This window comes from Planococcus sp. MSAK28401, from assembly GCF_018283455.1.
Classification (GTDB): domain Bacteria; phylum Bacillota; class Bacilli; order Bacillales_A; family Planococcaceae; genus Planococcus; species Planococcus alpniumensis.
In genome coordinates this window covers 1,608,176-1,630,742 of the sequence record NZ_JAAMTH010000001.1, presented here as the reverse complement: position 1 = coordinate 1,630,742, position 22,567 = coordinate 1,608,176, and the positions used below count along the sequence as shown (strand labels likewise).

General features: G+C 49.9%; 21 protein-coding genes. 1 reads left to right on the top strand and 20 read right to left on the bottom strand.

What is annotated here, in order from left to right; all coding sequences use genetic code 11:
• Window positions 1-185 precede the first annotated feature (185 nt).
• The 17 genes from spo0A to G3255_RS08195 all read right to left on the bottom strand — a co-directional run bounded on the left by spo0A (window position 186) and on the right by G3255_RS08195 (window position 17,756).
• Entirely contained in the window at window positions 186-935 is a 750-nt protein-coding gene (gene spo0A, locus G3255_RS08275) for a sporulation transcription factor Spo0A (RefSeq protein ID WP_211654037.1), read from the bottom strand.
• Window positions 936-968: 33 nt separating this feature from the next.
• On the bottom strand, window positions 969-2,666 hold the full coding sequence (gene recN, locus G3255_RS08270; RefSeq protein ID WP_211654036.1) for a DNA repair protein RecN: 1,698 nt from the start codon (window positions 2,664-2,666) through the stop codon (window positions 969-971).
• 18 nt (window positions 2,667-2,684) lie between these two features.
• Window positions 2,685-3,134, bottom strand: coding sequence for a transcriptional regulator AhrC/ArgR (gene ahrC, locus G3255_RS08265; protein ID WP_058380870.1), 450 nt, complete (start codon window positions 3,132-3,134; stop codon window positions 2,685-2,687).
• A 177-nt stretch (window positions 3,135-3,311) separates the two neighbouring features.
• The gene (locus tag G3255_RS08260) at window positions 3,312-4,157 is read right to left on the bottom strand and encodes a TlyA family RNA methyltransferase (protein ID WP_211654035.1); all 846 of its coding nucleotides are present in this window, start codon (window positions 4,155-4,157) and stop codon (window positions 3,312-3,314) included.
• Complete coding sequence (gene dxs, locus G3255_RS08255; protein WP_211654034.1) at window positions 4,154-6,064, bottom strand: 1-deoxy-D-xylulose-5-phosphate synthase; 1,911 nt, start codon at window positions 6,062-6,064, stop codon at window positions 4,154-4,156. The genes G3255_RS08260 and dxs overlap by 4 nt, the downstream gene beginning before the upstream one ends.
• A 94-nt stretch (window positions 6,065-6,158) precedes the next feature.
• Window positions 6,159-7,037, bottom strand: coding sequence for a polyprenyl synthetase family protein (locus tag G3255_RS08250; RefSeq protein WP_211654033.1), 879 nt, complete (start codon window positions 7,035-7,037; stop codon window positions 6,159-6,161).
• On the bottom strand, window positions 7,034-7,270 hold the full coding sequence (xseB, locus tag G3255_RS08245; protein WP_058380874.1) for an exodeoxyribonuclease VII small subunit: 237 nt from the start codon (window positions 7,268-7,270) through the stop codon (window positions 7,034-7,036). The genes G3255_RS08250 and xseB overlap by 4 nt, the downstream gene beginning before the upstream one ends.
• Complete coding sequence (xseA, locus tag G3255_RS08240; protein ID WP_211654032.1) at window positions 7,271-8,623, bottom strand: exodeoxyribonuclease VII large subunit; 1,353 nt, start codon at window positions 8,621-8,623, stop codon at window positions 7,271-7,273. It lies immediately after the preceding gene.
• 72 nt (window positions 8,624-8,695) lie between these two features.
• A complete protein-coding gene (gene folD / locus G3255_RS08235; RefSeq protein WP_211654031.1) occupies window positions 8,696-9,571 on the bottom strand; it encodes a bifunctional methylenetetrahydrofolate dehydrogenase/methenyltetrahydrofolate cyclohydrolase FolD in 876 nt (291 codons plus the stop codon).
• 17 nt (window positions 9,572-9,588) lie between these two features.
• On the bottom strand, window positions 9,589-9,978 hold the full coding sequence (gene nusB / locus G3255_RS08230) for a transcription antitermination factor NusB (RefSeq protein WP_211655799.1): 390 nt from the start codon (window positions 9,976-9,978) through the stop codon (window positions 9,589-9,591).
• 165 nt (window positions 9,979-10,143) lie between these two features.
• Window positions 10,144-10,539: an Asp23/Gls24 family envelope stress response protein gene (locus G3255_RS08225; RefSeq protein ID WP_058380877.1), complete on the bottom strand. Its 396-nt coding sequence runs from the start codon at window positions 10,537-10,539 to the stop codon at window positions 10,144-10,146.
• A 14-nt stretch (window positions 10,540-10,553) separates the two neighbouring features.
• Window positions 10,554-11,906: an acetyl-CoA carboxylase biotin carboxylase subunit gene (accC, locus tag G3255_RS08220; protein ID WP_211654030.1), complete on the bottom strand. Its 1,353-nt coding sequence runs from the start codon at window positions 11,904-11,906 to the stop codon at window positions 10,554-10,556.
• A gap of 12 nt (window positions 11,907-11,918) precedes the next feature.
• Window positions 11,919-12,431 carry an acetyl-CoA carboxylase biotin carboxyl carrier protein gene (gene accB / locus G3255_RS08215; RefSeq protein WP_211654029.1) on the bottom strand — a complete coding sequence of 171 codons (513 nt, stop codon included), beginning with the start codon at window positions 12,429-12,431 and terminating at the stop codon, window positions 11,919-11,921.
• 126 nt (window positions 12,432-12,557) lie between these two features.
• Window positions 12,558-13,118 (bottom strand): elongation factor P, encoded by a 561-nt coding sequence (gene efp / locus G3255_RS08210; protein ID WP_211654028.1) that lies wholly within the window; start codon window positions 13,116-13,118, stop codon window positions 12,558-12,560.
• A gap of 20 nt (window positions 13,119-13,138) precedes the next feature.
• Window positions 13,139-14,197 (bottom strand): M24 family metallopeptidase, encoded by a 1,059-nt coding sequence (locus G3255_RS08205; protein ID WP_211654027.1) that lies wholly within the window; start codon window positions 14,195-14,197, stop codon window positions 13,139-13,141.
• A 5-nt stretch (window positions 14,198-14,202) separates the two neighbouring features.
• Window positions 14,203-14,643: a type II 3-dehydroquinate dehydratase gene (gene aroQ, locus G3255_RS08200; protein ID WP_211654026.1), complete on the bottom strand. Its 441-nt coding sequence runs from the start codon at window positions 14,641-14,643 to the stop codon at window positions 14,203-14,205.
• Between the two features lie 554 nt (window positions 14,644-15,197).
• Entirely contained in the window at window positions 15,198-17,756 is a 2,559-nt protein-coding gene (locus G3255_RS08195; RefSeq protein WP_211654025.1) for a vitamin B12-dependent ribonucleotide reductase, read from the bottom strand.
• 388 nt (window positions 17,757-18,144) lie between these two features.
• Between G3255_RS08195 and G3255_RS08190 the strand changes: the two genes are divergently transcribed.
• On the top strand, window positions 18,145-18,525 hold the full coding sequence (locus G3255_RS08190; RefSeq protein ID WP_058380884.1) for a rhodanese-like domain-containing protein: 381 nt from the start codon (window positions 18,145-18,147) through the stop codon (window positions 18,523-18,525).
• A gap of 41 nt (window positions 18,526-18,566) precedes the next feature.
• Here G3255_RS08190 and gcvPB read toward each other — a convergent pair whose 3' ends face one another.
• The 3 genes from gcvPB to gcvT are packed head-to-tail and all read right to left on the bottom strand — an operon-like array spanning window position 18,567 to window position 22,527.
• A complete protein-coding gene (gene gcvPB, locus G3255_RS08185) occupies window positions 18,567-20,039 on the bottom strand; it encodes an aminomethyl-transferring glycine dehydrogenase subunit GcvPB (RefSeq protein ID WP_211654024.1) in 1,473 nt (490 codons plus the stop codon).
• Window positions 20,032-21,399, bottom strand: a complete 1,368-nt coding sequence (gene gcvPA / locus G3255_RS08180) for an aminomethyl-transferring glycine dehydrogenase subunit GcvPA (protein WP_211654023.1) — start codon at window positions 21,397-21,399, stop codon at window positions 20,032-20,034. The genes gcvPB and gcvPA overlap by 8 nt, the downstream gene beginning before the upstream one ends.
• A 27-nt stretch (window positions 21,400-21,426) precedes the next feature.
• The gene (gene gcvT, locus G3255_RS08175; protein WP_211654022.1) at window positions 21,427-22,527 is read right to left on the bottom strand and encodes a glycine cleavage system aminomethyltransferase GcvT; all 1,101 of its coding nucleotides are present in this window, start codon (window positions 22,525-22,527) and stop codon (window positions 21,427-21,429) included.
• Window positions 22,528-22,567 lie beyond the last annotated feature (40 nt).

Genomic DNA, 22,567 nt, shown 5'->3' with positions numbered 1-22,567 from the left:
GGCCTAGTTTTAATCATTTATTTTATCATCTCATTAACAAGCTGCAAGTGTTTGGCTTTCTTGTGGGCGATTTTTTGATTTTTCTATATTTCCTTATGTAGTTTAGTACATTTATTACTGATGCGCTGTCGCGCACAACAATAAAAAAACCGGTGCCTTTTATAGGCGCCGGTTCGTACCGATCATTATTCATTCGTGCCGAGGCTGTCGACGATCATGGCGATGAATTCGGAATTGGATGGCTTCGACTGAAGGTGTGATTCACTATAGCCGAAGACGCTTGCGATATGCGCGACGGATTCACTGCGCACCCACACTTGCCCGATGGCATGGCGAATCGATCTTTCGACCCGCGCTGCCGTCGTATCGAACTTCAAGGCGATTTTCGGGTACAGCTCTTTCGTCACTTTGCCAAGTGCAGAAGGTTCATCCACGACGATCGACACGGCTGCTTTCAAATACATATAGCCTTTCAAATGCGGGGGTACGCCGATGTCTTTCAATCTCAAGGTAATGAGTTCGTCTTTTGTCACCATGCCGCCCTTAGCTGCTTGGTCGCCATTTTTCATGATGTGGTTGATCTGGACCACCAACCGCTCAGTCTCGAATGGCTTCATAATGAAATAAGAAGCCCCGTAATCAGCAGCTTGGCTCATGATCGACTCCTGGCCAAATGCGGAAAGCATGATGACATGGATCTTGCTCATGCGCTCATCGGAACGCAAGACATCAAGCACCGCAATTCCATCGAGATACGGCATGATGATGTCGAGAAGCAAAATATCCGCTTCGGTCTGTTCCAGTATGCCAATACATTCCCTGCCATCGTAAGCAACGCCCACCACTTCCATATTCGGCTGTGATTCGAGAAATTCGGTCATCAATTCGACAAGCTCGCGGTTGTCATCGGCAATGGCGATTTTTATTTTCTCCATATTTTTCTCTCCTAAAATACAGGCTCCGGACCCTTATTTCATCAAAAGCTTCCGGTCCCTCGCCAAAGTCAGCAATTCATCAGCATGCTGTAAGGTCAATTCGGTGATTTCCGCCCCCGACAGCATACGGCTCATTTCTTCCGTGCGCTTGCGCCCTGCCAGTTCTTTCACTGATGTTGTCGTGCGGTCTTTCGATACTTTTTTCTCGATAAACAAATGCTGGTCTGCCATGGCAGCGACTTGTGGCAAATGGGAAATGCACAACACTTGTGAATGGCGGGCGATGGCGGCGATTTTCTCGGCAATCGCCTGGGCCACGCGCCCGCTGACTCCCGTGTCGACTTCATCGAAAATAATTGATGTGATGCCTTGGTGCTTGGAAAAAATCGTCTTCAGCGCAAGCATCATGCGCGACAATTCACCGCCTGAAGCTACTTTTGTCAGCGGCTTCAAAGGTTCCCCGACATTCGTTGAAATATGGAATGCGATGCTGTCCTGGCCAAAGCGGTCAAACTTGCCCTTAGGCAGCAAATTGAATTGCACCGAAAACGAAGCCTTGCCCATATGGAGCTCTTTTAATTGCTCCATGATCGCTTTTGATAATTTGGCTGCCGCCTGCTTTCTCAGCATCGTCAGTTCTTCCGCTTCGATGCGCAAATCCTCGGTCAATTCCTTGAGTTTCTCCTGGTCGAGGCGCAGGCGCTGGTCGCGGTTGAGCAGTTTATCGAGTTCGTCCGCCTGCTCTTCCTGATACAATAACATGTCTTCGACCGACGCGCCGTATTTGCGTTTCAACGATTGCAATAATGCCACGCGCTGTTCAATTTCATTGAGCCGTTCCGGGTCGAATTCCAATTGGTCCAGGATGCGCTTGATCTCAGTTGACGTGTCCTGCAGTTGATAGAACGCCCCTGCAACCGATTCCGACGCTTCTTTGAATTGTTCATCGACCGCTGCGGCGTGTTCCAGTTCGCTCATCGCATTGCCGACCCAATCCAGCCCTTTCGACTCCCCTTGAATCGCTTCATGGGCTTGTGAAATCGACTCGAAGATTTTGGTAAAATTCTGCAGCCGTTTGCGTTCCTCCAGCAAAGTTTCTTCTTCTCCTGGCACGAGCTGGGCTTCTTCGATTTCACGCAATTGGAAAGTCAACAAGTCGATACGCTGTGCGATTTGCTGCTCGTTTTCATTATAGCTGGCAAATTCACGCTTTAATTTCGTGTATTTTTCAAAAGTATGGCTATAGCCTTCTTTGGCTTTGGTCAATAATTTTCCGGCAAATTGGTCCAATAGATGAAGATGCTGCTTTTCATCCATCAATTCCTGCGTCTCGTGCTGGCCGTGGATATCGATCAACGCAGCCCCCACTTCACGTAAAATGGAAATGGTCACGAGCTTGCCGTTGATGCGGCAGACGTTCTTGCCTTTGCCATTCAACTCCCGGCGCAGCAAAACATCGCCGTCGCTCACCTGGATTCCAAAATCCTCTAGTTTTTTATAGACCGGATGCTTTTCGCCTTCGATATGAAACAAGCCTTCAATCTCAGCTTTTTGGGCACCGTGGCGAATGAATTCCTGGCTTCCGCGCCCTCCGGCCAATAAGTGCACGGCATCGATGATGATCGATTTCCCTGCACCGGTTTCCCCTGTCAAAACTGTCATGCCTTCTGTAAAACTGACTGATAATGTATCGATAATCGCAAAATTGCGGATATCCAATTCTCGCAGCATATACATCCACCTCTTTAATTAAAGCATTTCAATCAAACGCTGTTTCAGCACTTCGCGGTGTTCCACGTCACGGCAAATGATCAAACATGTATCATCACCGCAGATGGTCCCTAAAATTTCCTCCCAATCCAAATGGTCGATCAATGAACCGATGGCATGGGCATTGCCCGGCAAGGTTTTCATGACCAAAAAATGGCTGGCTCCATCAATGCTGACGAATGCATCAGTGAGCGCGCGGTGCAGTTTCTGCATTGGGTTAAAGCGCTGATCCGCCGGCAAGCTGTATTTATAGCGCCCGTCCTGCAAAGGAACTTTCACCAAATGCAGTTCCTTAATATCGCGCGAAACGGTCGCTTGCGTCACTTCATAGCCTGCAGCTTTCAATAAGTCGACCAAATCATCTTGCGTTTCGATTTCGCGATTGGAAATCAAGTCGCGGATTTTGATATGACGTTGTCCTTTATTCATGGTGCTCCCCCTTGAGTGAATAATTATTCCATATGCTTTATATCGTACATCTAAACCGCTTTGAAAACAAGGAAACTCCCTGCCCATACTAGAACTATTTACCCCTTATGAGCAAGCTTCACTCATTTTCAACTGCCGGGCAGAAAAAAGGGGCAGGGAATAAATTCCCCTGCCCTGTTAATTGGATTGTGTGTTTTTTTCCTTGAATGCAGAATGGGCATGCTCGACCGTTTGAGCAAACGAATGCGCATCCGGCAATTCACTTTTTGTTGCCTGTTCATTGGAAACAAGATGGAATAAAAACTCGATATTGCCTTCACCGCCGGTTATCGGCGAATGAGTCATGGCCTTTACTTCGAAACCGCAGTCGATGGCATAGGCAGCTACTTTTTGCAGCACTTCCTGATGCACTTTCGGGTCGCGGACGATGCCTTTTTTGCCGACTTTGTCACGCCCTGCTTCAAACTGCGGCTTAACGAGTGCGATGCAATCGCCGCCTGGGACCAAAATGGTCTTCAGCACCGGCAGGATAATGCGCAGCGAAATGAAGGAAACATCGATGGTCGCCACTTCCGGCAAGCCTTCCTGAAAATCTTCAGGTTTCGAATGGCGGAAGTTGGTGCGCTCCATGACAGTCACGCGCGGGTCTTGGCGGATTTTCCAGGCCAGCTGGTTATAGCCGACATCGAGCGCGTAGCCATGGCGTGCGCCGTTTTGCAACGCGCAATCGGTGAAGCCGCCAGTCGATGAACCGATATCAAGCATCATTTTGCCTTCCACGGTAACGGCGAATTCAGCAAGCGCTTTTTCCAGTTTCAAGCCTCCGCGGCTGACATAGCGCAAATCGTTGCCCTTTTTTTCAAGCGGCGCATCTTCAGGAATTTTTTCGCCGGGTTTCTCAAGGCGTTCAGTGCCTGAGAAAATAACCCCGGCCATGATGGCGCGCTTGGCTTTTTCACGTGTTTCGCAAATGCCCCGTTCTACTAGCAGGACATCCACCCGTTCTTTTCTCACTTTATTCATAGAGCGTTCGATCGCTCCTGCTGTTGTGAATTCTGCTTTACACGCATTTTCACTTTCTTGACCACTTCGTCGCTGTTGAGGTGGATTTCATCCATTAACTCGGCAACATCGCCGTGCTCAACGAAGAGGTCTGGAATGCCCATACGGTCGATGACAGCGCCCTCGTGGCCGTTATCGTGCGCATACTCAAGTACAGCACTGCCGAAGCCGCCTTGCAATACCGCTTCCTCGATCGTCAGAACTGGCACATTGCGGCCGAAAATCGATGCGAGCATCTCTTCGTCCAACGGTTTAATGAAGCGAGAGTTGACCACCTCTACCTGGATTCCTTCTTCGCGCAATTGCTCAGCTGCATGAAGTGCCATTGGAATCGTCGTGCCGAATGCCAAGATGACGGCATCCTTTCCTTTTTCCAACACTTCCCAGCTGCCAATTGGGATAGCCTTCAGCTCATCGTCCATCGGCACTCCGAGGCCGTTGCCGCGCGGATAGCGCAATGCAATCGGGCCGTCATTGTAATCGATTGCCGTTTTCACCATATGCTGCCCTTCGTTTTCGTCTTTTGGCATCATCACGACCATGTTGGGCAGATGGCGCAAGAAGGCGATATCAAATACTCCTTGATGCGTTTCGCCATCCGCTCCGACAAGGCCCGAACGGTCGATGCCGATAAAGACATTCAAGTTCTGGCGGCAAACATCGTGGACGACTTGGTCATACGCACGCTGCAGGAATGTCGAATAAATGGCCAGGAATGGCTTCATCCCTTGCGTTGCAAGTCCTGCGGCCATCGTGGTCGCATGTTGTTCAGCGATACCCACATCGAACATGCGCTCAGGGAATTCAGAGGCAAATCCTTCCAATTTAGATCCAACAGGCATTGCTGGGGTAATGGCGACGATGCGCTCATCTGTCCGCGCGAGCTTGCGTGTCGTTTCAGCGATCAGGCCGCTCCACGAAGGAGCTGTAGAGGAAGATTTCACCAAATCGCCAGTTTCCATTTTATATGGCCCAATTCCGTGCCACGTGCCGATTTTATCCTGTTCAGCCGGCAAATAGCCTTTGCCTTTTTTCGTGATGACGTGAAGCAGGACAGGGCCTTTTGTTTTCTTTGCATATTCCAGGTTGTCTTCAAGTTCCTCAAGGTCATGCCCGTCGATCGGGCCGAGATACGTGAATCCGAGCTCTTCGAAGAACATGCCGGAAACGACCAAATATTTCAGGCTGTCTTTGACGCGCTCTGCCGTTGAAGCAAGCTTGCCTCCGACTGCCGGCACTTTTTTCAGCAAGTACTCAAGGTCGTCTTTGACTTTATTGTATTTTCCAGCAGTCCGCATGCGCCCAAGAACGCTATGGAGCGCCCCGACATTCGGTGCAATCGACATTTCGTTATCGTTGAGGATAACGGTCATGTCGGTCTGTGCATGCCCGATATGGTTCAGCGCCTCGAATGCCATGCCGCCAGTCAATGCGCCATCGCCGATAATCGGAATGACGTAATTTTTGTCTTTTTTAATATCGCGAGCTGCCGCCATGCCCATTGCTGCGGACAACGACGTCGAGCTATGGCCGGTTTCCCAGACATCGTGATCACTTTCGTTGCGTTTCGGGAATCCACACAAGCCTTTGAATTTACGCAGCGTGTCGAATTGATCTGCACGCCCCGTCAAAATTTTATGGACATAGGACTGATGCCCGACATCCCAAATCAGTTTGTCGTCTGGGCTGTCGAAGACACGGTGAAGTGCAATCGTCAATTCCACCACGCCGAGGTTCGGGCCGATATGGCCACCGGTTTTCGAAAGATTTTCTATGAGAAATCGACGGATATCTTCGCTTAAGAGCTCCAATTGCTCTGGATTCAGCTCTTTTAGGAAAGATGGACCAGTTATCGAATGAAGATCCATTTGCCATCACACACCTTTTTTCTATATTTTCCTGTATTGTTGTCTCCCCATATTATAGCAAGACTGGGCAAATGTACAAACAAGAGCCCTATTTTCAGCTTTTTCGCTGGACGATCAGCTCGGTCAATTCTTTCAATAGCTGCTGTTCACCAGGTAGTTCCGCAAGCGCATCGAGCGCTTGTTGTGCGTGATAATCCAGTTTTTCTTTCGCTTTCGGCAAGGTCAAGATGCCGGGATAAGTGCTTTTATCGCTCGTTTCGTCTTTGCCGGCTGTTTTTCCGAGTTCCTCGGAAGTGCCTGTGACATCCAAGATATCATCCTGGATTTGAAAGGCCAACCCGAGATGGCGGCCGAAAGTTGAAAGCGTCACCAATTGCTCAGAATTTGCGCCTGCAAGGATGGCTCCTGAAATGATGCTATAGGTCAATAAAGCCCCTGTCTTCAACAAATGCACTTGCTCCAATTGTTCCAAACCCAACTGCTTTTCTTCCCCTTCGATATCGAGAACCTGTCCGCCGACCATGCCTTCTGCACCAGCAGCTGTCGATAATAAGTCGATGAGCCGCACTTTGTCTTCCGCAGTAACGTCTTCTAGACGCGCCAAGATGCCAAAGCTCAAGGTTAATAAGGCATCTCCCGCTAAAATAGCGACAGCTTCCCCAAACACTTTATGATTGGTCGGCATGCCGCGGCGCAAGTCGTCGTTGTCCATGCTCGGCAAATCATCATGGATCAAGGAATATGTATGGATCATTTCGATCGCTGCTGCCACTTTCAAAGCATCTGGGTGGGCTGCGCCTTGTTCATGCATGGTGGCAAGCACAAGCATCGGACGGATGCGTTTGCCACCTGCCTGAAGCGAATAATGCATCGATTCCTTCAATGATTCCGGAATGGCCAATGCACTGATCAATTCCGCCATCTCTTGCTGGATAACCGGTTCATAATGGGTTCTGAATTGTTTTAAGTTCATTGTGCATTACCTTCCCCTTCGATTTCAGCAGGCACTTCTTTTCCGTCTTTCATCATTGTCACCAGCTGGGTTTCGGCATTTTTCAATTTATCGTGGCATAGCTTCGATAACTCCATGCCTTTCTGGTAAAGCGTCAGCGCTTCTTCGAGCGGCACATCGCCTTGTTCGAGCAATTTGACGATTTCCTCCAACTGCTCCATTGCGTCGTTGAACATCATGTTATTTTCTGCCATTTAGTCGCGCTCCTTATCTTTTGGGTTAATCGCTTCGATGACGGTTTCGATGTCCCCGTCTTTCAATGAAAGGCTCAGCCGGTCGCCAAGCTCCAGCTGATCAACCGATTTCACCACTCCGCCTTCTTTAAACGGAATCGCATAACCCCTATCCATAATCTTCAAGGGACTGAGCGCATCCAGTGTGCGGATCGCAGATTTCAATTGCTGGTCCCGCTGCCGGAAGACTTGGGTGATGCGCTGGTCGAGCCGGTCTCCGAGACTGGCTAAATCACGCTCAGCCTGGCGGATGCGGTCAGACGGCTTGCGATTTTCCAATTGGCGTGAAAGCATGGCCAAGCGGTCGCTTGAACGCCTGGCTGTCAGCACAGTCTCACGCTGCAGCGCATCCGTTGCCCGTTCGATGCGTTCGATGAAAGGGCGGTAAAGCCGGTCCGGATAGGCCATCGGATAGGAATTTTGCAGCTGCGTCAGGCGGATGCGTCGCTGTTCCAAATCGTTCGACATGAGCCTGAACATTACTTGGCGCTGCCCCATGACGCGCTCGAGCAGCTCGATGCGGCTCGGAACCGCGAGCTCTGCTGCGGCTGTCGGGGTAGCTGCACGCAAATCGGCCACAAAATCAGCGATTGTCGTATCGGTTTCGTGACCGACCGCAGAGATGACCGGGATATTTGAATCGTAAATCGCCCGCGCCACTGCTTCTTCGTTGAATGCCCACAGATCTTCGATCGACCCGCCGCCGCGCCCAACGATCAAGACGTCGCTGTCAGTGCGGTTGGCTTGTTGGATCGATTGGACAATCGACTGGACGGCCCCTTGCCCTTGCACCAATGTGGGAAACAACACAATCCGCGCAAGCGGGTAACGCCGCCTGAGCGTCGTGATGATGTCGCGCACCGCAGCCCCAGTCTGTGCCGTAATGACTGCGACTTTTTCAGGGAACTCAGGCAGCTGCTGTTTACGCTCAGCATTAAATAAGCCTTCTTTGCTGAGCTTTTCTTTCAACTGTTCAAATGCCAAATAATAATCGCCGATGCCATCGGGCTGCATCGACTGGGCATATAATTGGTATTGCCCCGATGCTTCGTATACGGAGATATCCCCGCGGATCAGAACGGTCATGCCGCTTTCTGGACGGAACTTCATCGATTTAGCCTTCGCTGAGAACATCACCGCTGGCATGCGTGCTTTCTGGTCTTTTAACGTGAAATAAATATGCCCGCTCGTATGGATTTTCACGTTCGACAGTTCCCCTTTTACGTAAACATCACGCAAATGAGGATCGGCATCGAATTTCTTTTTTATGTATTTCGTTAACGCTGCAACACTTAAGTACGGGTCGGTCGCCAAAATGTCAACCCCTGTCTATAGAAAGTAAAAAGCTGTCTTTCTTTCGAAAAACAGCTCTATTTGCTATTCATTTTACACGCTTTCAGCAGCTTTGTCTTTCGATAATCCTTTTTCAGCCGACAGCAATGTATTTTCCATCAGCATTGCAATGGTCATTGGCCCAACGCCGCCCGGCACAGGGGTGATGAAGCTGGCACGCTCGCGCACTGCCTCAAAATCGACGTCGCCGCACAGCTTGCCATTTTCATCACGGTTCATGCCGACATCGATGACGACCGCGCCTTCTTTAATATGGTCTGCCACGATGAACTTTGCACGGCCGATTGCCGCAATGATGATGTCCGCCTGCTGGGTCATCGCCTTCAAATCCGGTGTCTTTGAGTGGCAATAGGTCACGGTCGCATCTTTTTGCAGCAGCAATTGACCGACTGGCTTGCCGACGATGTTGCTGCGGCCTATGACGACAGCATGCTTGCCTGCGGGGTCGATGCCGTAATGCTCAAGAAGCACCACCACTCCGTGAGGCGTACATGGCAAAAAAGTGTCCTTGCCGATCATCAAATTGCCGACTGAAATCGGGTGGAAGCCGTCGATATCCTTTTCAGGAGCGATTGCCGTGATGATCTTGAACTCGTCGATTTGGGCAGGAAGCGGCAATTGCACCAAAATGCCGTGGATGTCCGGATCGTTATTCAATTCTTCAATTTTCTCGAGCAGCTCTTGCTCGGTCAGTGAAGCAGGGTATAAATGAAGATCCGAACGCATGCCCAGTGATTCACATGTTTTCTTCTTGTTTTTGACATAGGTTTGCGAAGCGGAATCATCGCCCACTAAAATGACCGACAGGCCAGGGATGATTCCGTTTGTTTTCAGTTTCTCTACACGTTGTTGCACTCGCTCTTTAATTTTCAGGCTTACGGCTTTTCCATCAATCAATTCAGCAGTCACGTAGATTCCTCCAATGATTAGTTCGCAGTTTGGTCAGTGAATTTCGATAGCACGCCGTTGACGAAACGGCTTGATTTATCGTCCCCAAAAGTTTTGCTCAACTCGATCGCTTCGTTCAACACGACGCGGCTCGGCGCATCGTCCATATATTCAAGTTCGAAAACAGCCATGCGTAAAATGGTGCGTTCGACTTTCGGCAAGCGCTCGAGTGACCAGTTTTGCAAATGGCCTTTCAGTTTTTCGTCGATTTCCTGTTGCTTGCTGTTGGTGCCTTCTACCAGCAGTTTATAGAACTGGTCGGTTTCCCCGTCCATGACATGTTCCATCGCTTCTTCGATCGTCAATTCGGTTCCATCGAGCTGGAATAGCGTCTGAAGCGCTTTTTCCCGTGCTTCGTGTCGTTTCATCATAATTCCGGTCTCCTTTTTCAAGCTGATTATCCCCTCATTATACAGGTAATCCCGTGGAACTTCCAAGTTTGAAATGTTCCAACAAATCACCATGGGCACAGCGTATCCATAAAAAAGAAGGCTGGCCGACACACGCGTCAGCATGTGCGGGCAGCCTGCTTATCAGTCCACTTGGGGATTGTCGAAATGTATACCGGTAATGTGCACATTCACTTCCTGCGTCTGCAGGGAAGTCATTGTCTCCAAGGTCTGACGGACTTGTTCTTGAATTTTTTTGGCAGTATTCGGGATCGATACGCCGTAATCGATGACGCAATAGACGTCAATCGCCAGGCCTTCATCCGACAGTTCGGTTTTGATGCCTTTGCCGTGGACTTTTTTGCCCAACCGTTCAACGACGCCTGAAGCAAAATTGCCGCGCATGCTGGCAACGCCTTCGATATCGGTCGCAGCGATGCTGGCGATTATTTCCAACACTTCCGACGCGACTTCAATATTCCCGAGATCTTGCGCACCGGGTGATTTCATTTTTACATAGGGGATTACTTTTTCTGCCATTTGAATGTTCCTCCTCAGGAGCCCATTACATCGTATTTTTCCAGGAATTTCGTGTTGAAATCCCCGGATTTGAATACCTCATGATCCATGAGGCGGAGATGGAATGGAATGGTCGTGAAGACGCCTTCTACCACGAATTCATCCAGCGCACGCTTCATCTTGGCCACGGCCTCTTCGCGCGTATCAGCGAATGTGATGAGCTTAGCTACCATTGAATCGTAATACGGCGGGATTGTATAGCCTGAATACATCGCTGAATCGACGCGCACGCCCATACCGCCTGGCGGCAAGTACATATCCACTCGGCCTGCAGAAGGCATGAAGTTCTTCAGCGGGTTTTCGGCATTGATGCGGCATTCGATCGACCAGCCTTTGAACGTCACGTCTTCCTGTTTATAGGCAAGTGTTTCGCCAGAAGCGACTTTCAATTGCTGCTGGATCAAATCGATGCCTGTGATCATTTCGGTGACCGGGTGTTCGACTTGGATGCGTGTATTCATTTCCATGAAGTAGAATTTTTGGTTTTCTACGTCAAAGATGAACTCGACCGTCCCAGCGCCCCGGTAATTGACCGCTTGCGCTGCTTTTACGGCTGCTTCGCCCATTTCAGCTCTTAGTTCGGCTGATAAAGCAGGAGACGGCGCTTCTTCGACGAGCTTTTGCATGCGGCGCTGGATCGAGCAATCGCGTTCTCCTAGATGGATGGCGTTGCCATGCGAATCGGCAAGCACTTGGATTTCGATATGGCGGAATTCCTCGATGAATTTCTCGATATAGACGCCGGGGTTGCCGAATGCTGCAGCTGCTTCTTTTTGCGTCATATTCAAGCCTTTGACGAAATCTTCACGCGTTCTCGCCACGCGGATCCCTTTGCCGCCACCGCCCGCGGTCGCTTTGATGATGACCGGAAAACCGATCTTCTCGGCGATTTCTAAGCCTTCTTCTTCGCTTCCAACGATTCCAGTTGATCCCGGAACAACCGGTACATTTGCCGCGCGCATCGTTTCGCGGGCTACGTCTTTTGTGCCCATTTTCGAAATCGCCGCGGCTGTCGGACCGATGAACATGATGTCGCACGCTTCGCATAATTCGGCAAAGCTCGAGTTTTCGGCAAGAAAGCCATAACCCGGATGAATGCCGTCGCAATTCGTCAGTTTTGCGACGCTGATGATATTGGAAAAGTTCAAATAGCTGTCTTTTGATAGTTTTGGCCCGATGCAATAAGCTTCATCGGCTAATTCAACATGGAGCGCTTCTTTATCCGCTTCTGAATAAACCGCTACCGTTTGGATATCGAGCTCTTTGCATGCACGGATGATCCGGACGGCGATTTCCCCGCGGTTGGCAATCAATACTTTTTTCATCATTGTCAGCCCCCCTTAGTTTGCTTTTACGAGGAACAAAGGCTGACCGTATTCGACCAATTGGCCATCTTTGACTAGGATCTCAGCGATTTCCCCATCCACTTCTGCTTCGATTTCGTTAAAGAGCTTCATCGCTTCAACGATGCAAACGACTTGGTCTGCAGCAACTTTCGTCCCGACAGCTACATAAGCCTCTTCTTCCGGTGATGGCGATTGATAGAACGTGCCCACCATAGGAGACAGGATTTTGTGCAAGTCTTCATTCGATGCGTCGCCAGTTCCAGCCGCTTCCGTTTTGACCGGCTGTTCTGTCGGTGCCGCTTCAGCTGCTTCAGCTTGTTTTGGAGCTGCTGGTGCAGGTGCCTGTGCAGGCTCTTCTGCCGCTTTTGATTGCACGGCTGCCGGTTGTGAAGGATTGGATGAATTTTTCTTCATCTTGACTTTGACACCGTCGAATTCATAGCTGAATTCGTCGATGGATGAATGGTCCACCAATTTAATGATTTCGCGAATTTCCTGGATTTTCATGTTATACCTACTCCCCTATTATGTAATTAGTTTTAGCTACTTCATCATTTTAGACTTTTTCGAATCATTTTGAAATAGTAAGGCCGACATTTTAAAAAAAGGCCCCTTAAAAGAGGCCTTTTCTACTTATTGGGCACGCGAAACGTATGAAGAATCGGTCGTATTGATGATTAGTTTATCCCCTTGGTTGATGAAGAATGGCACCTGGACAGAAAGCCCGGTTGTCAAGATTGCGGGTTTTGATCCACCGCTTGCCGTATCTCCCTTGATGCCTGGGTCCGTTTCAGCAACTTCCAACACGACGGTGTTCGGCAGTTCGACGCCTAACACTTCGCCGTGGTATTGGATGACTTGTACATCCATGTTTTCCTGCAAGAACTTCAGTTCATATGCGATGCTCTTTTCCGGCAATTCGATCTGGTCGTAAGTTTCTGTGTCCATGAATGCATGCATATCGCCATTCGCATACAAATATTGCATTTTGCGGTTGTCGATTTGCGCTTTCGCGACTTTTTCACCAGCGCGGAATGTCTTTTCATTGACCGATCCGGTACGCAAATTGCGAAGCTTCGAACGGACAAATGCAGCCCCTTTGCCCGGTTTGACGTGCTGGAATTCCATGACGCGCCAAATATCGTTGTCCACTTCGATGGTCAATCCTGTTTTAAAATCGTTTACTGAAATCATAATAATAGTTCCTCCGTTTGTTATAAAATGCGAAGCTCTTTTGAAGAATGCGTCAAGCGCTCATTCCCCGTTTCGGTAATCAGTATATCATCTTCGATGCGCACTCCGCCAATTCCCGGCAAATAGATGCCCGGTTCGACCGTGACAGCCATCCCGGGTTCAAGGACGGTTTCGGAGCGGAACGACAACCCTGGGCCTTCATGGACTTCAAGGCCGATGCCATGGCCCGTCGAATGCCCGAATGCTTCCCCGTAGCCTTTCGACTTGATGTAATCGCGTGCGATGGCATCTGCTTCGATTCCCGTCATGCCCGGCTTGATTTTCTCAAGTGCCAATACTTGTGAATCCAATACCACCTGATAAATTTCCTTGAGCTTGTCGGACGGTTCGCCGACTGCCACCGTGCGCGTGATGTCTGAGACATAGCCGTTGTATAATGCGCCGAAATCGAGCGTGATCAAGTCGCCTTGTTCGATTTTTTTGTCGGATGCAACGCCATGCGGCAATGCCGAACGCAAGCCCGATGCGACGATGATGTCGAATGAAGAAGAAGTTGCGCCTTGTGAACGCATGAAAAATTCCAATTCGTTGGAGACTTGCAGTTCCGTCATGCCGGCTTTGATATAATCGCAAATATGCTCAAATGCATCATCGGCGATCTTGGCTGCCGCTTTTAGCACCTCAAGTTCCTCAGGCGATTTCACCATACGAAGCTTTTCGATCAACCCGCTGACCGGTTCGAGCGTCGCAGATAATTTTTCCTGATACTGCGAATAGGTCGCAAAGGTCATGTAATCCTGTTCGAATGCCAATCGCTCGACTGCCGCTTCCCCAGCAATGCGCGCCACTTCATCGATCAATCCTTTTTGTGCTTGGACCACTTTAAATTCTGTGACTTGCTCTCCCGCCTGTTCGGTATAGCGGAAATCGGTAATGAACCAAGCATCATTCGGCGTGATGAGCGCAAGCCCAGCCGTTCCGGTGAAGCCTGTAATAAAACGAAGATTATACGGATTAGTCACCAGCAGGGAATCCAGTTCCCGCTTTTGCATTTGTTCGCGCAGTTTCATCAATTTCATCAGTTTCATCCTTTCTGTTGTCGAAGCAAGAGCGACTGGAGCCCTAGCCGGTAAACATCCTTGCCGAATCCGGCGATTTGCCCGGTAGCTACCGGCGCGATATGGGAATAGTGGCGGAACTCTTCACGGGCATGGATATTGGAAATATGTACTTCAACGACCGGCACTTGGACCGATGCGATGGCGTCGCGTATCGCAATGCTCGTGTGCGTATAGGCACCGGCATTTAACACAATGCCCGATATGGCATCATCGTCCGCGCCATGGATCCAATCGATCAATTCGCCTTCATGGTTAGACTGCCGGCAGACCAGTTCAAAGCCTTCCTCTTCTGCGAATTCCGACAGTTCCTGCTCCAACTCCTGCAAAGTAAAACTTCCGTACGCTTGTTTTTCGCGTTTGCCGAGACGGTTTAAATTGGGACCGTTCAACACCAAGACTCTCATGCTCTTGCACCCCTTTCTTGACTTTCCTTTTCCATTTTAGCATACGTTCAATTAGCAGCAAGCCAGAAGACGGAGACGCGTGTGCAGACAAAATAGTGTTGAAGAATTATATGTGCCGCTATGAATCGAAAGGGGATAGTCCTTTCTACAATCAAAAATCAAAGAACTATCTCAGTATTTGGAGAAGCGTTCGCTCGTAAACCCTTCTGCTCAATAATGCTATGCATTACTTCGCAAAGATAAGATCTCATGTAGTTCGACCTTATCTTTCCTGCGGGAGCAGCGAAGCGACGGGTTTGAGAGACCCCGCAGACAATGATTAAGCGAAGCATTGCTGAGTCTAATCATTTGCGACGCATCTGCTGTGCAGATGTGAGAGCACAAAGGTTTCGAAGCGGTTGAGGAGGCTCGATTCCCGCCCGCGGAAAGCGAGCGATAAGCTTCGGAAAATACGTATTCTTAACTTACTCGACAAGCTAAAAAAAAGCGGAAGCCTATTTTGGCTTCCGCTTTTGTAACTGGAGAATATGACTCCGGCTATTTGAAGTTTTTTGTTACAGTCCGCATTTCAATTGGGCTGCGCAGTTCGTGCAGGTATTGCATCCGCCCATTTCTTCCACTGTCCCTTTGCGGCAGACAGGGCAAGTATTGCCTACTTCCGATCCGATCGTGACATTGGTCGAGCGCAAGTCTTGGATCGTGTCGATCAAGACGACGGGACGTTTGCCAGTGTCTTCTTCTTTATGGTCTTCTTCGAATGTATTGTCTTCAGCCTTCAAAGTCAGCACTTGCGAATCACGGCTGCCGTCGACGTAGACTGTGCCGCCTTTGGCACCGCCTTTGTAGAGACGCTCATAGACGCCTTCAACCTGTTCAACGGTATAGCCTTTCGGCGCATTGACCGTTTTCGAAATTGAGGAATCGATCCAGCGCTGGATGATGCATTGCACATCAGCATGCGCTTCAGGGGCAAGATCCATCGAAGTGACAAACGCTTTCGGCAAATTGTCTTCTTCTGCATCCGGGTTGTTCTTCAAGTATTCACGGACGATATCCGCTTTTACTTCGATAAATTTCCCGAGACGCCCACTGCGGTAATATGTGAATGAATAATACGGTTCCAATCCTGTCGAGACGCCAACCATCGTGCCAGTCGACCCTGTCGGTGCCACCGTCAATAGATGGGAATTGCGGATTCCTTTGTCGAGCACCGCTTGGCGGATTTCTTCCGGCATCCCTTGCATAAAGCCGGTTTCGGTAAATGCACGGCGCAGGTTCTCGGTTTCTGCATCTGTTTCGCCGACGAGGAACGGGAAGCTGCCGCGCTCTTCCGCGAGTTCCGTTGACGCTTCGTAAGCTGCGACTGCAATCGTCTTGAAAATCTCATCGACCAGCTCGTTGCCTTCCGGAGAGCCGTATTCACGGTCCGAATAGATGAGCAAATCGGCAAGGCCCATGACGCCAAGTCCTACACGGCGTTCGCCAAGTGCCTGGATGCGGTTGTCTTCCAGGAAATATGGCGTTGCATCGATGACGTTGTCTTGCATGCGCACGCCGACGCGCACTGTTTCTTTAAGTGCTTCAAAATCGACTTGCTTCGTTTTTGGATCTGCAAAGCGTGCCAGGTTGACGGCTGCCAAGTTGCACACGGAATAAGGCGCAAGCGGTTGCTCACCGCATGGGTTCGTCGCTACGACTTTTTGGCCGTATGCAGTGGCGTTCGTTTTTTCATTGGCATTATCGATAAAGAAGATGCCAGGTTCTGCGGAATATGTCGCGCATACATTGATCAAGTTCCATAGTTCGCGCGCTTTGATCACGCGGTAGGTCCGGACTTTATGGCCCATTTTTTCCCAATCGCGGACATCGCCGATCTTATGCCATTCCTCGTTATAAACCGCCATCTCTTCTTTCGAATACGTTTCAACTGCCGGGAAGCGCAATTCGAAGTCCTCGTCTTTTTCGACTGCTTCCATAAAGTCTTTCGTCAAGGTAACGGAAATATTGGCGCCGGTGAGGAATTCTTCGTTATGGACAGAGAACGTCCCGCCATCGCGCAGTTTCGTTTCTGCATCGCGCATGATTTTTTCGTTGAATCCACCCATGCCCGGAATCGTCCGGTAGTTAAGCAAACCTTGGTACATCGCTTCTTCCTGCTCAGTTAAAGGTTTGAACTTCAATTTATCGTTCGCCAAGCGTTTGATCGTTTCGTCTTCGGTGTTTTCGATCAAATAGCGCAAAATACGCGGGTTTTGCATTTTGGAAATGATGAATTCCGCGATATCAGGATGCCAGTCAGCAAGCATGATCATCTGGGCACCGCGGCGTGAACCACCTTGTTCGACCAGATGCGTCAGTTTCGCGATATCATCGAGCCATGAAACAGAACCGGATGATTTGCCATTGACGCCACGAGCGAGTGTATTGCGCGGGCGAAGAGTCGATCCGTTCGTTCCGACACCGCCTCCGCGGCTCATGATTTCCATCACTTGCTTGCGGTGGTCTGAGATGCCTTCGCGTGAATCAGCTACAAACGGCATGACGTAGCAGTTGAAATACGTGACATCGGTGTCAGCGCCTGCCCCGTACAGCACACGGCCGGCAGGGACGAAATTCAAGTTGACGAGCTGCTCGTAGAATTTCGTGAACCATTCGCTTTGCTTTTCAGGAGTTTTCTCGACTGCAGAAAGCCCAGTGGCATTACGTTTGGCGATTTGCTCGTAAAATACTTCGAGCGGTTTTTCGATGACATCGATCGGCCGGTTGACGATGCCTTGCTCTACTTCTTCAGGGTTGTCGATGGCGCTGCGGTAATCTTCTTCGATCCACACGCGTGCTTTGTTCGCGTCTTGGTCGATCGAGACGATATATCCGAGGCCGCGTGCTGGAAATTTCGGGTCTTCCTTGACCGTCAACACGACGAAATCGCCAGGCTTCAATGTACTTTTGCTAGTGTCCTTGAAGGAATAGCGGTCGATCATGACCAGGCGGGATACGCCTTTATGGGTTTTCTTCATGTCCTTCGTTACCGCGTGGACTTGCGGGAAAGCTTCAATGTCTTTGTTCAGGGACTCGACGTTTAATGTATATTCGGATTGTGTGGCGGAAACCATTTGACAAATCCTCCTTTATATTATATGGGCTTAACACTATATATAGTATTATTACAATTCCCATGATACTATATATTGAAACTCACTCGCAATAACATTTTTCTGATGGAAAATTTGCGCGGCTGGATAATCGAGCAATGGCAAGGGTTCTGCGTTTTCCCTTTCGTTAAAATGAGACGAAAGACACGTATGTTCGCATAATTCAGCACAAAAATCGATTTATTTTCCTGTTGAAAGCACTTGACAACTGAAACTCCAGCCGCAGCGCGCTTCCTGCCCGCAGGCTTCACAGGATTGCCTCTGATTTGCCCAGATTACTGTAACATAGCCATTGAATATCCGTCACCATATCTCTTATAATGAGTAAGTATAGAAAGGGGCAAGAACAGTGGAATTATTGTATATCACATTGGGTGTCGTCATCGCCATCCTCATCTTTGCGGTCGTCTCCTTCCTGCGCATCCGCAAAGCAGTCACCGATCTGAACCAGGAAGAATTCATTCAAGGCTACCGAAAAGCGCAGCTCATCGATGTCCGGGAACCAAAAGATTTCGCAGCCGGCCATATTCTTGGGGCGCGCAACATCCCGCAATCGCAATTGCGCCAGCGCTACAAGGAAATCCGTGCCGACAAACCGGTCTATCTGTATGACCAGAACGGGGCAAGAAGCGGACGCGTTGCATTGTTCCTGAAGAAAAAAGGCTATGAGCAATTGTTCCAATTGCAGGGCGGCTTCAAAAAATGGACAGGCAAAATCAAATCCAAATAATCAAAAACCCCGGAAGCAATTGCTTCCGGGGTTTTTTTATATCATTCGCTGTCTGACGGTTTCTGATAACGAAGAACTGGCTTGCGAGCCGCTTTCGTTTCATCCAGCCGGTTGATCACCGTCGTATGCGGTGCATTTTGGACGATCTCCGGGTTTTCTTCCACTTCACGCGCAATTTGGATCATCGCATCGATAAAGTCATCGAGCGTTTCTTTCGATTCGGTCTCGGTCGGCTCGATCATCATGCCTTCTTCCACGTTGAGCGGGAAGTAGATCGTCGGCGGATGGTAACCGAAGTCAAGCAGGCGTTTCGCCATATCGAGCGTTCTGACGCCAAGTTTCTTCTGGCGGCGGCCGCTCAACACAAATTCATGCTTGCAGTGGCGGTCGTACGGCAAATCGAAATGAGGCGCAAGGCGGCGCATCATGTAATTGGCGTTCAATACAGCGTATTCAGTCACTTTCTTCAAGCCGTCCGGCCCCATTGTGCGGATATAGGTATAGGCACGGACATTGATGCCAAAGTTGCCATAGAACGGCTTGACGCGCCCGATGGACTCAGGGCGGTCGTAATCGAATGTGAAGCCTTCATCGGTTTTGATGAGGATCGGCTTCGGCAAATACGGGATCAGGTCTGCATTGACGCCGACTGGTCCGGATCCTGGGCCGCCACCGCCGTGCGGGCCGGTGAAAGTTTTATGCAAGTTCAAATGGACGACATCAAAGCCCATATCGCCAGGGCGTGCTTTTGACATGACCGCGTTCAAATTCGCTCCGTCGTAATACAGCTTACCCCCGACTTCGTGGATGATCGATGCCATTTCTAGGATATCTTCTTCGAAAAGGCCGAGCGTGTTCGGGTTCGTCAGCATGAGTGCTGCTGTATCGTCGCCGACTACGCGCTTCAAGTCTTCCAGGTCGACCAAGCCGTGCTCGTTCGATTTCACAGTCACGGTCTCGAAACCAGCGACTGTCGCAGAAGCTGGGTTTGTTCCGTGGGCAGAATCCGGCACAATGACTTTCGTGCGGTTGAAATCACCATTCGCTTCGTGGAAAGCACGGATCATCATGAGGCCCGTCCATTCACCGTGTGCACCAGCGGCCGGCTGAAGTGTCACTTCGTCCATGCCGGTAATTTCCTTCAAGTGTTCCTGAAGGTCATACATCAATTCCATCGCGCCTTGGACAGTCGATTCTTCCTGCAGCGGGTGGATGTTCGCGAAGCCTGAGAAACGGGCAACGGATTCATTGATTTTCGGGTTGTATTTCATCGTGCACGAGCCGAGCGGATAGAATCCGGAATCGACGCCGTGGTTGCGTTTTGATAGCGCTGTGTAATGGCGCATGATGTCGAGTTCCGAGACTTCCGGCAATTCCGCAAACTCATCGCGTACTAGTTCTTGGCCGAGCAATTCAGTCAAATCCACTTCCGGCACATCAAGTTCCGGCAGGCTGTAGCCGACACGGCCTTGTTTGGTCATTTCAAAAATGAGTGGCTGGTTGTCTTTATGCATGGGAAGCCTCCGTTTCTCGCACGAATGCATCGATTTCCTGTACAAACGTGTCGATTTCTTCTTTAGAACGCTGCTCAGTGACCGCAATCAGCATATGTCCTTGCAACTCATCGTAACTCAAGCCGAGATCATAGCCGCCGATCATGCCTTTTTCAAATAAAGCCGCATTCAATTCCTTGACCGATGAGCCGAGCTTGACGGCAATTTCATTGAAATGGGCGCCATTAAATGCGATCTCGAAGCCGGATTTCTTCAGCTGCTGCTTCATGTATTGCGTCTTGGCGATGTTTTGCACCGCGATTTCTTTCGCGCCTTCCTTGCCGAGCGCCGTCATGGCAACAGATGCCGCTAAGGCGTTCAATGCTTGGTTCGAGCAAATATTCGATGTCGCTTTGTCACGGCGGATATGCTGTTCGCGCGCTTGCAAAGTCAATACGAATCCGCGTCTGCCTTCATCGTCTGTCGTTTCGCCGACAAGACGCCCCGGAACTTTGCGCATCAATTTCTGCGTTACGGCGAAATAGCCGCAATGGGGCCCGCCGAATGCTTCAGGAATGCCAAACGGCTGTGCATCGCCGACTGTAATATCTGCGCCGAATTTACCTGGAGGCGTAAGTGCGCCGAGTGCCAGAGGATTGGATGATACCGTAAACAAAGCGCCTGCTTCGTGGACAATCGGTTCGATTTCCTTCAAGTTTTCCACTTGACCGAAAAAGTTCGGGTATTGGACCATGACGGTCGCGGTGTTTTCATCGACCATTTCTTTCAAGGCCTCGATATCCGTGCGGCCGTCTTTGAGCGGAACCTCTACCACATCGATTGACTGGCCGAGTGCATAAGTGCGGACAACGTCTCTCGACTCCGGATGGACAGCACGGGAAACGAGGATTTTCTTGCGGCGCGTCTGGCCGGCTGCAAGCATGCCCGCTTCTGCGAGCGCTGTTCCGCCGTCGTACATGGAAGAGTTCGCGATATCCATGCCGGTGAGTTCACCGATCATCGTCTGGAATTCAAAGATCGCCTGCAATTCCCCTTGGGAGATTTCCGGCTGGTAAGGCGTATAGGCTGTGTAAAATTCGGAACGGGAAATGACGTGATCGACAATGATCGGTTTGTAGTGGTCATAGACACCCGCGCCGAGGAAAGAGGCGTAGCGGACAGAATCCGCGTTCTTGCCGGCGAGCTGTGCCAACTCTTTCGTCAAGGCCGATTCGGATTTTGCAGGCTTGATGTTGTATTCGCCTTTAAAGCGTACTTTTTCAGGAATGTCCGAAAACAATTCGTCGATCGATTGGACGCCGATCGTCTCGAGCATGTCTTTTTCATCTTGGGAAGTCATTGGTAGATAGCGATGTTTCATCGTGTGCAGTCCCCTTCTTTATTCGGATTATTTAGAGCGTTTATAAAATGGCGCTGCGATAATTTTTGCTTTTAGCCTCTTATTGCGGATTTCGACATCCACTTCCGTGCCCAGCTCATTATGCTCAGCATCCAGCAAAGCCAGCCCGATATTCTTTTTCAATGTCGGCGACTGTGTACCGGTCGTGACTTCGCCGATTTTCTCATCGCCCGTGTAAACTGCATAGCCGTGGCGCGGGATGCCCTTGTCGATCATTTCAATGCCGACGGATTTGCGGGGTACCCCAGCTTCTTTTTGATCCACTAAAGCCTGTTTCCCGATAAAGTCGGATTCTTTTTTCAATTTGACCGCAAAACCGATGCCCGCTTCGAGCGGTGTGATTTCTTTTGACAATTCTTGGCCGTATAGCGCAAGCCCTGCTTCAAAACGCAGCGTATCGCGTGCACCGAGTCCTGCCGGCACGACGCCTTCCGATTCACCTGTTTCCAAGATCCGGTCCCATAGAGCCGTGACGGCTTGCGGGCTGCCGTAGATTTCAAACCCATCTTCCCCTGTGTAGCCGGTCCGCGAAACCAATACTTGCTGCCCAGCGACTTCTACTTGGTTCTTGAAGCGGAATGGGCGGATCGCCGATAAATCTTCTTCCGTTAACGCAGACAATACTTTTTCAGCCAGCGGCCCTTGCAGCGCCAACAAGCCAAAACGTTCCGAGGCATTATCAAGTTCGACTTGGCCATCGTGATGTTTTTGCATCCATTCGAAATCCTTGTCGATATTCGATGCATTGACCACCAGCAAATAGCGCTCATCTTCGAGTTTGTAGACAAGCAAATCATCGATCGTGCCGCCATCTTCATAGCACATCGCCGTGTATTGCGCCTGGCCATCCTGAAGCTTTGATACATCATTGGTCAGCAATTTCTGTAAATAAGATAGGCTGTCCGGGCCCGAGACGAATATCTCGCCCATATGGGAAACATCAAACAATCCTGCTCTAGTGCGGACTGCTTCATGCTCGTCCTTGATGGAAGAAAATTGCACCGGCAATTCCCATCCGCCGAAATCGATCGTCTTGCCGCCGTAGCGGGCATACGAGTCAAACAAAGGTGTTCGCTTCAATTGTCCCAATCTCTTTCCCTCCTGTTTTCAAAGCGCACAAAAAAGGACA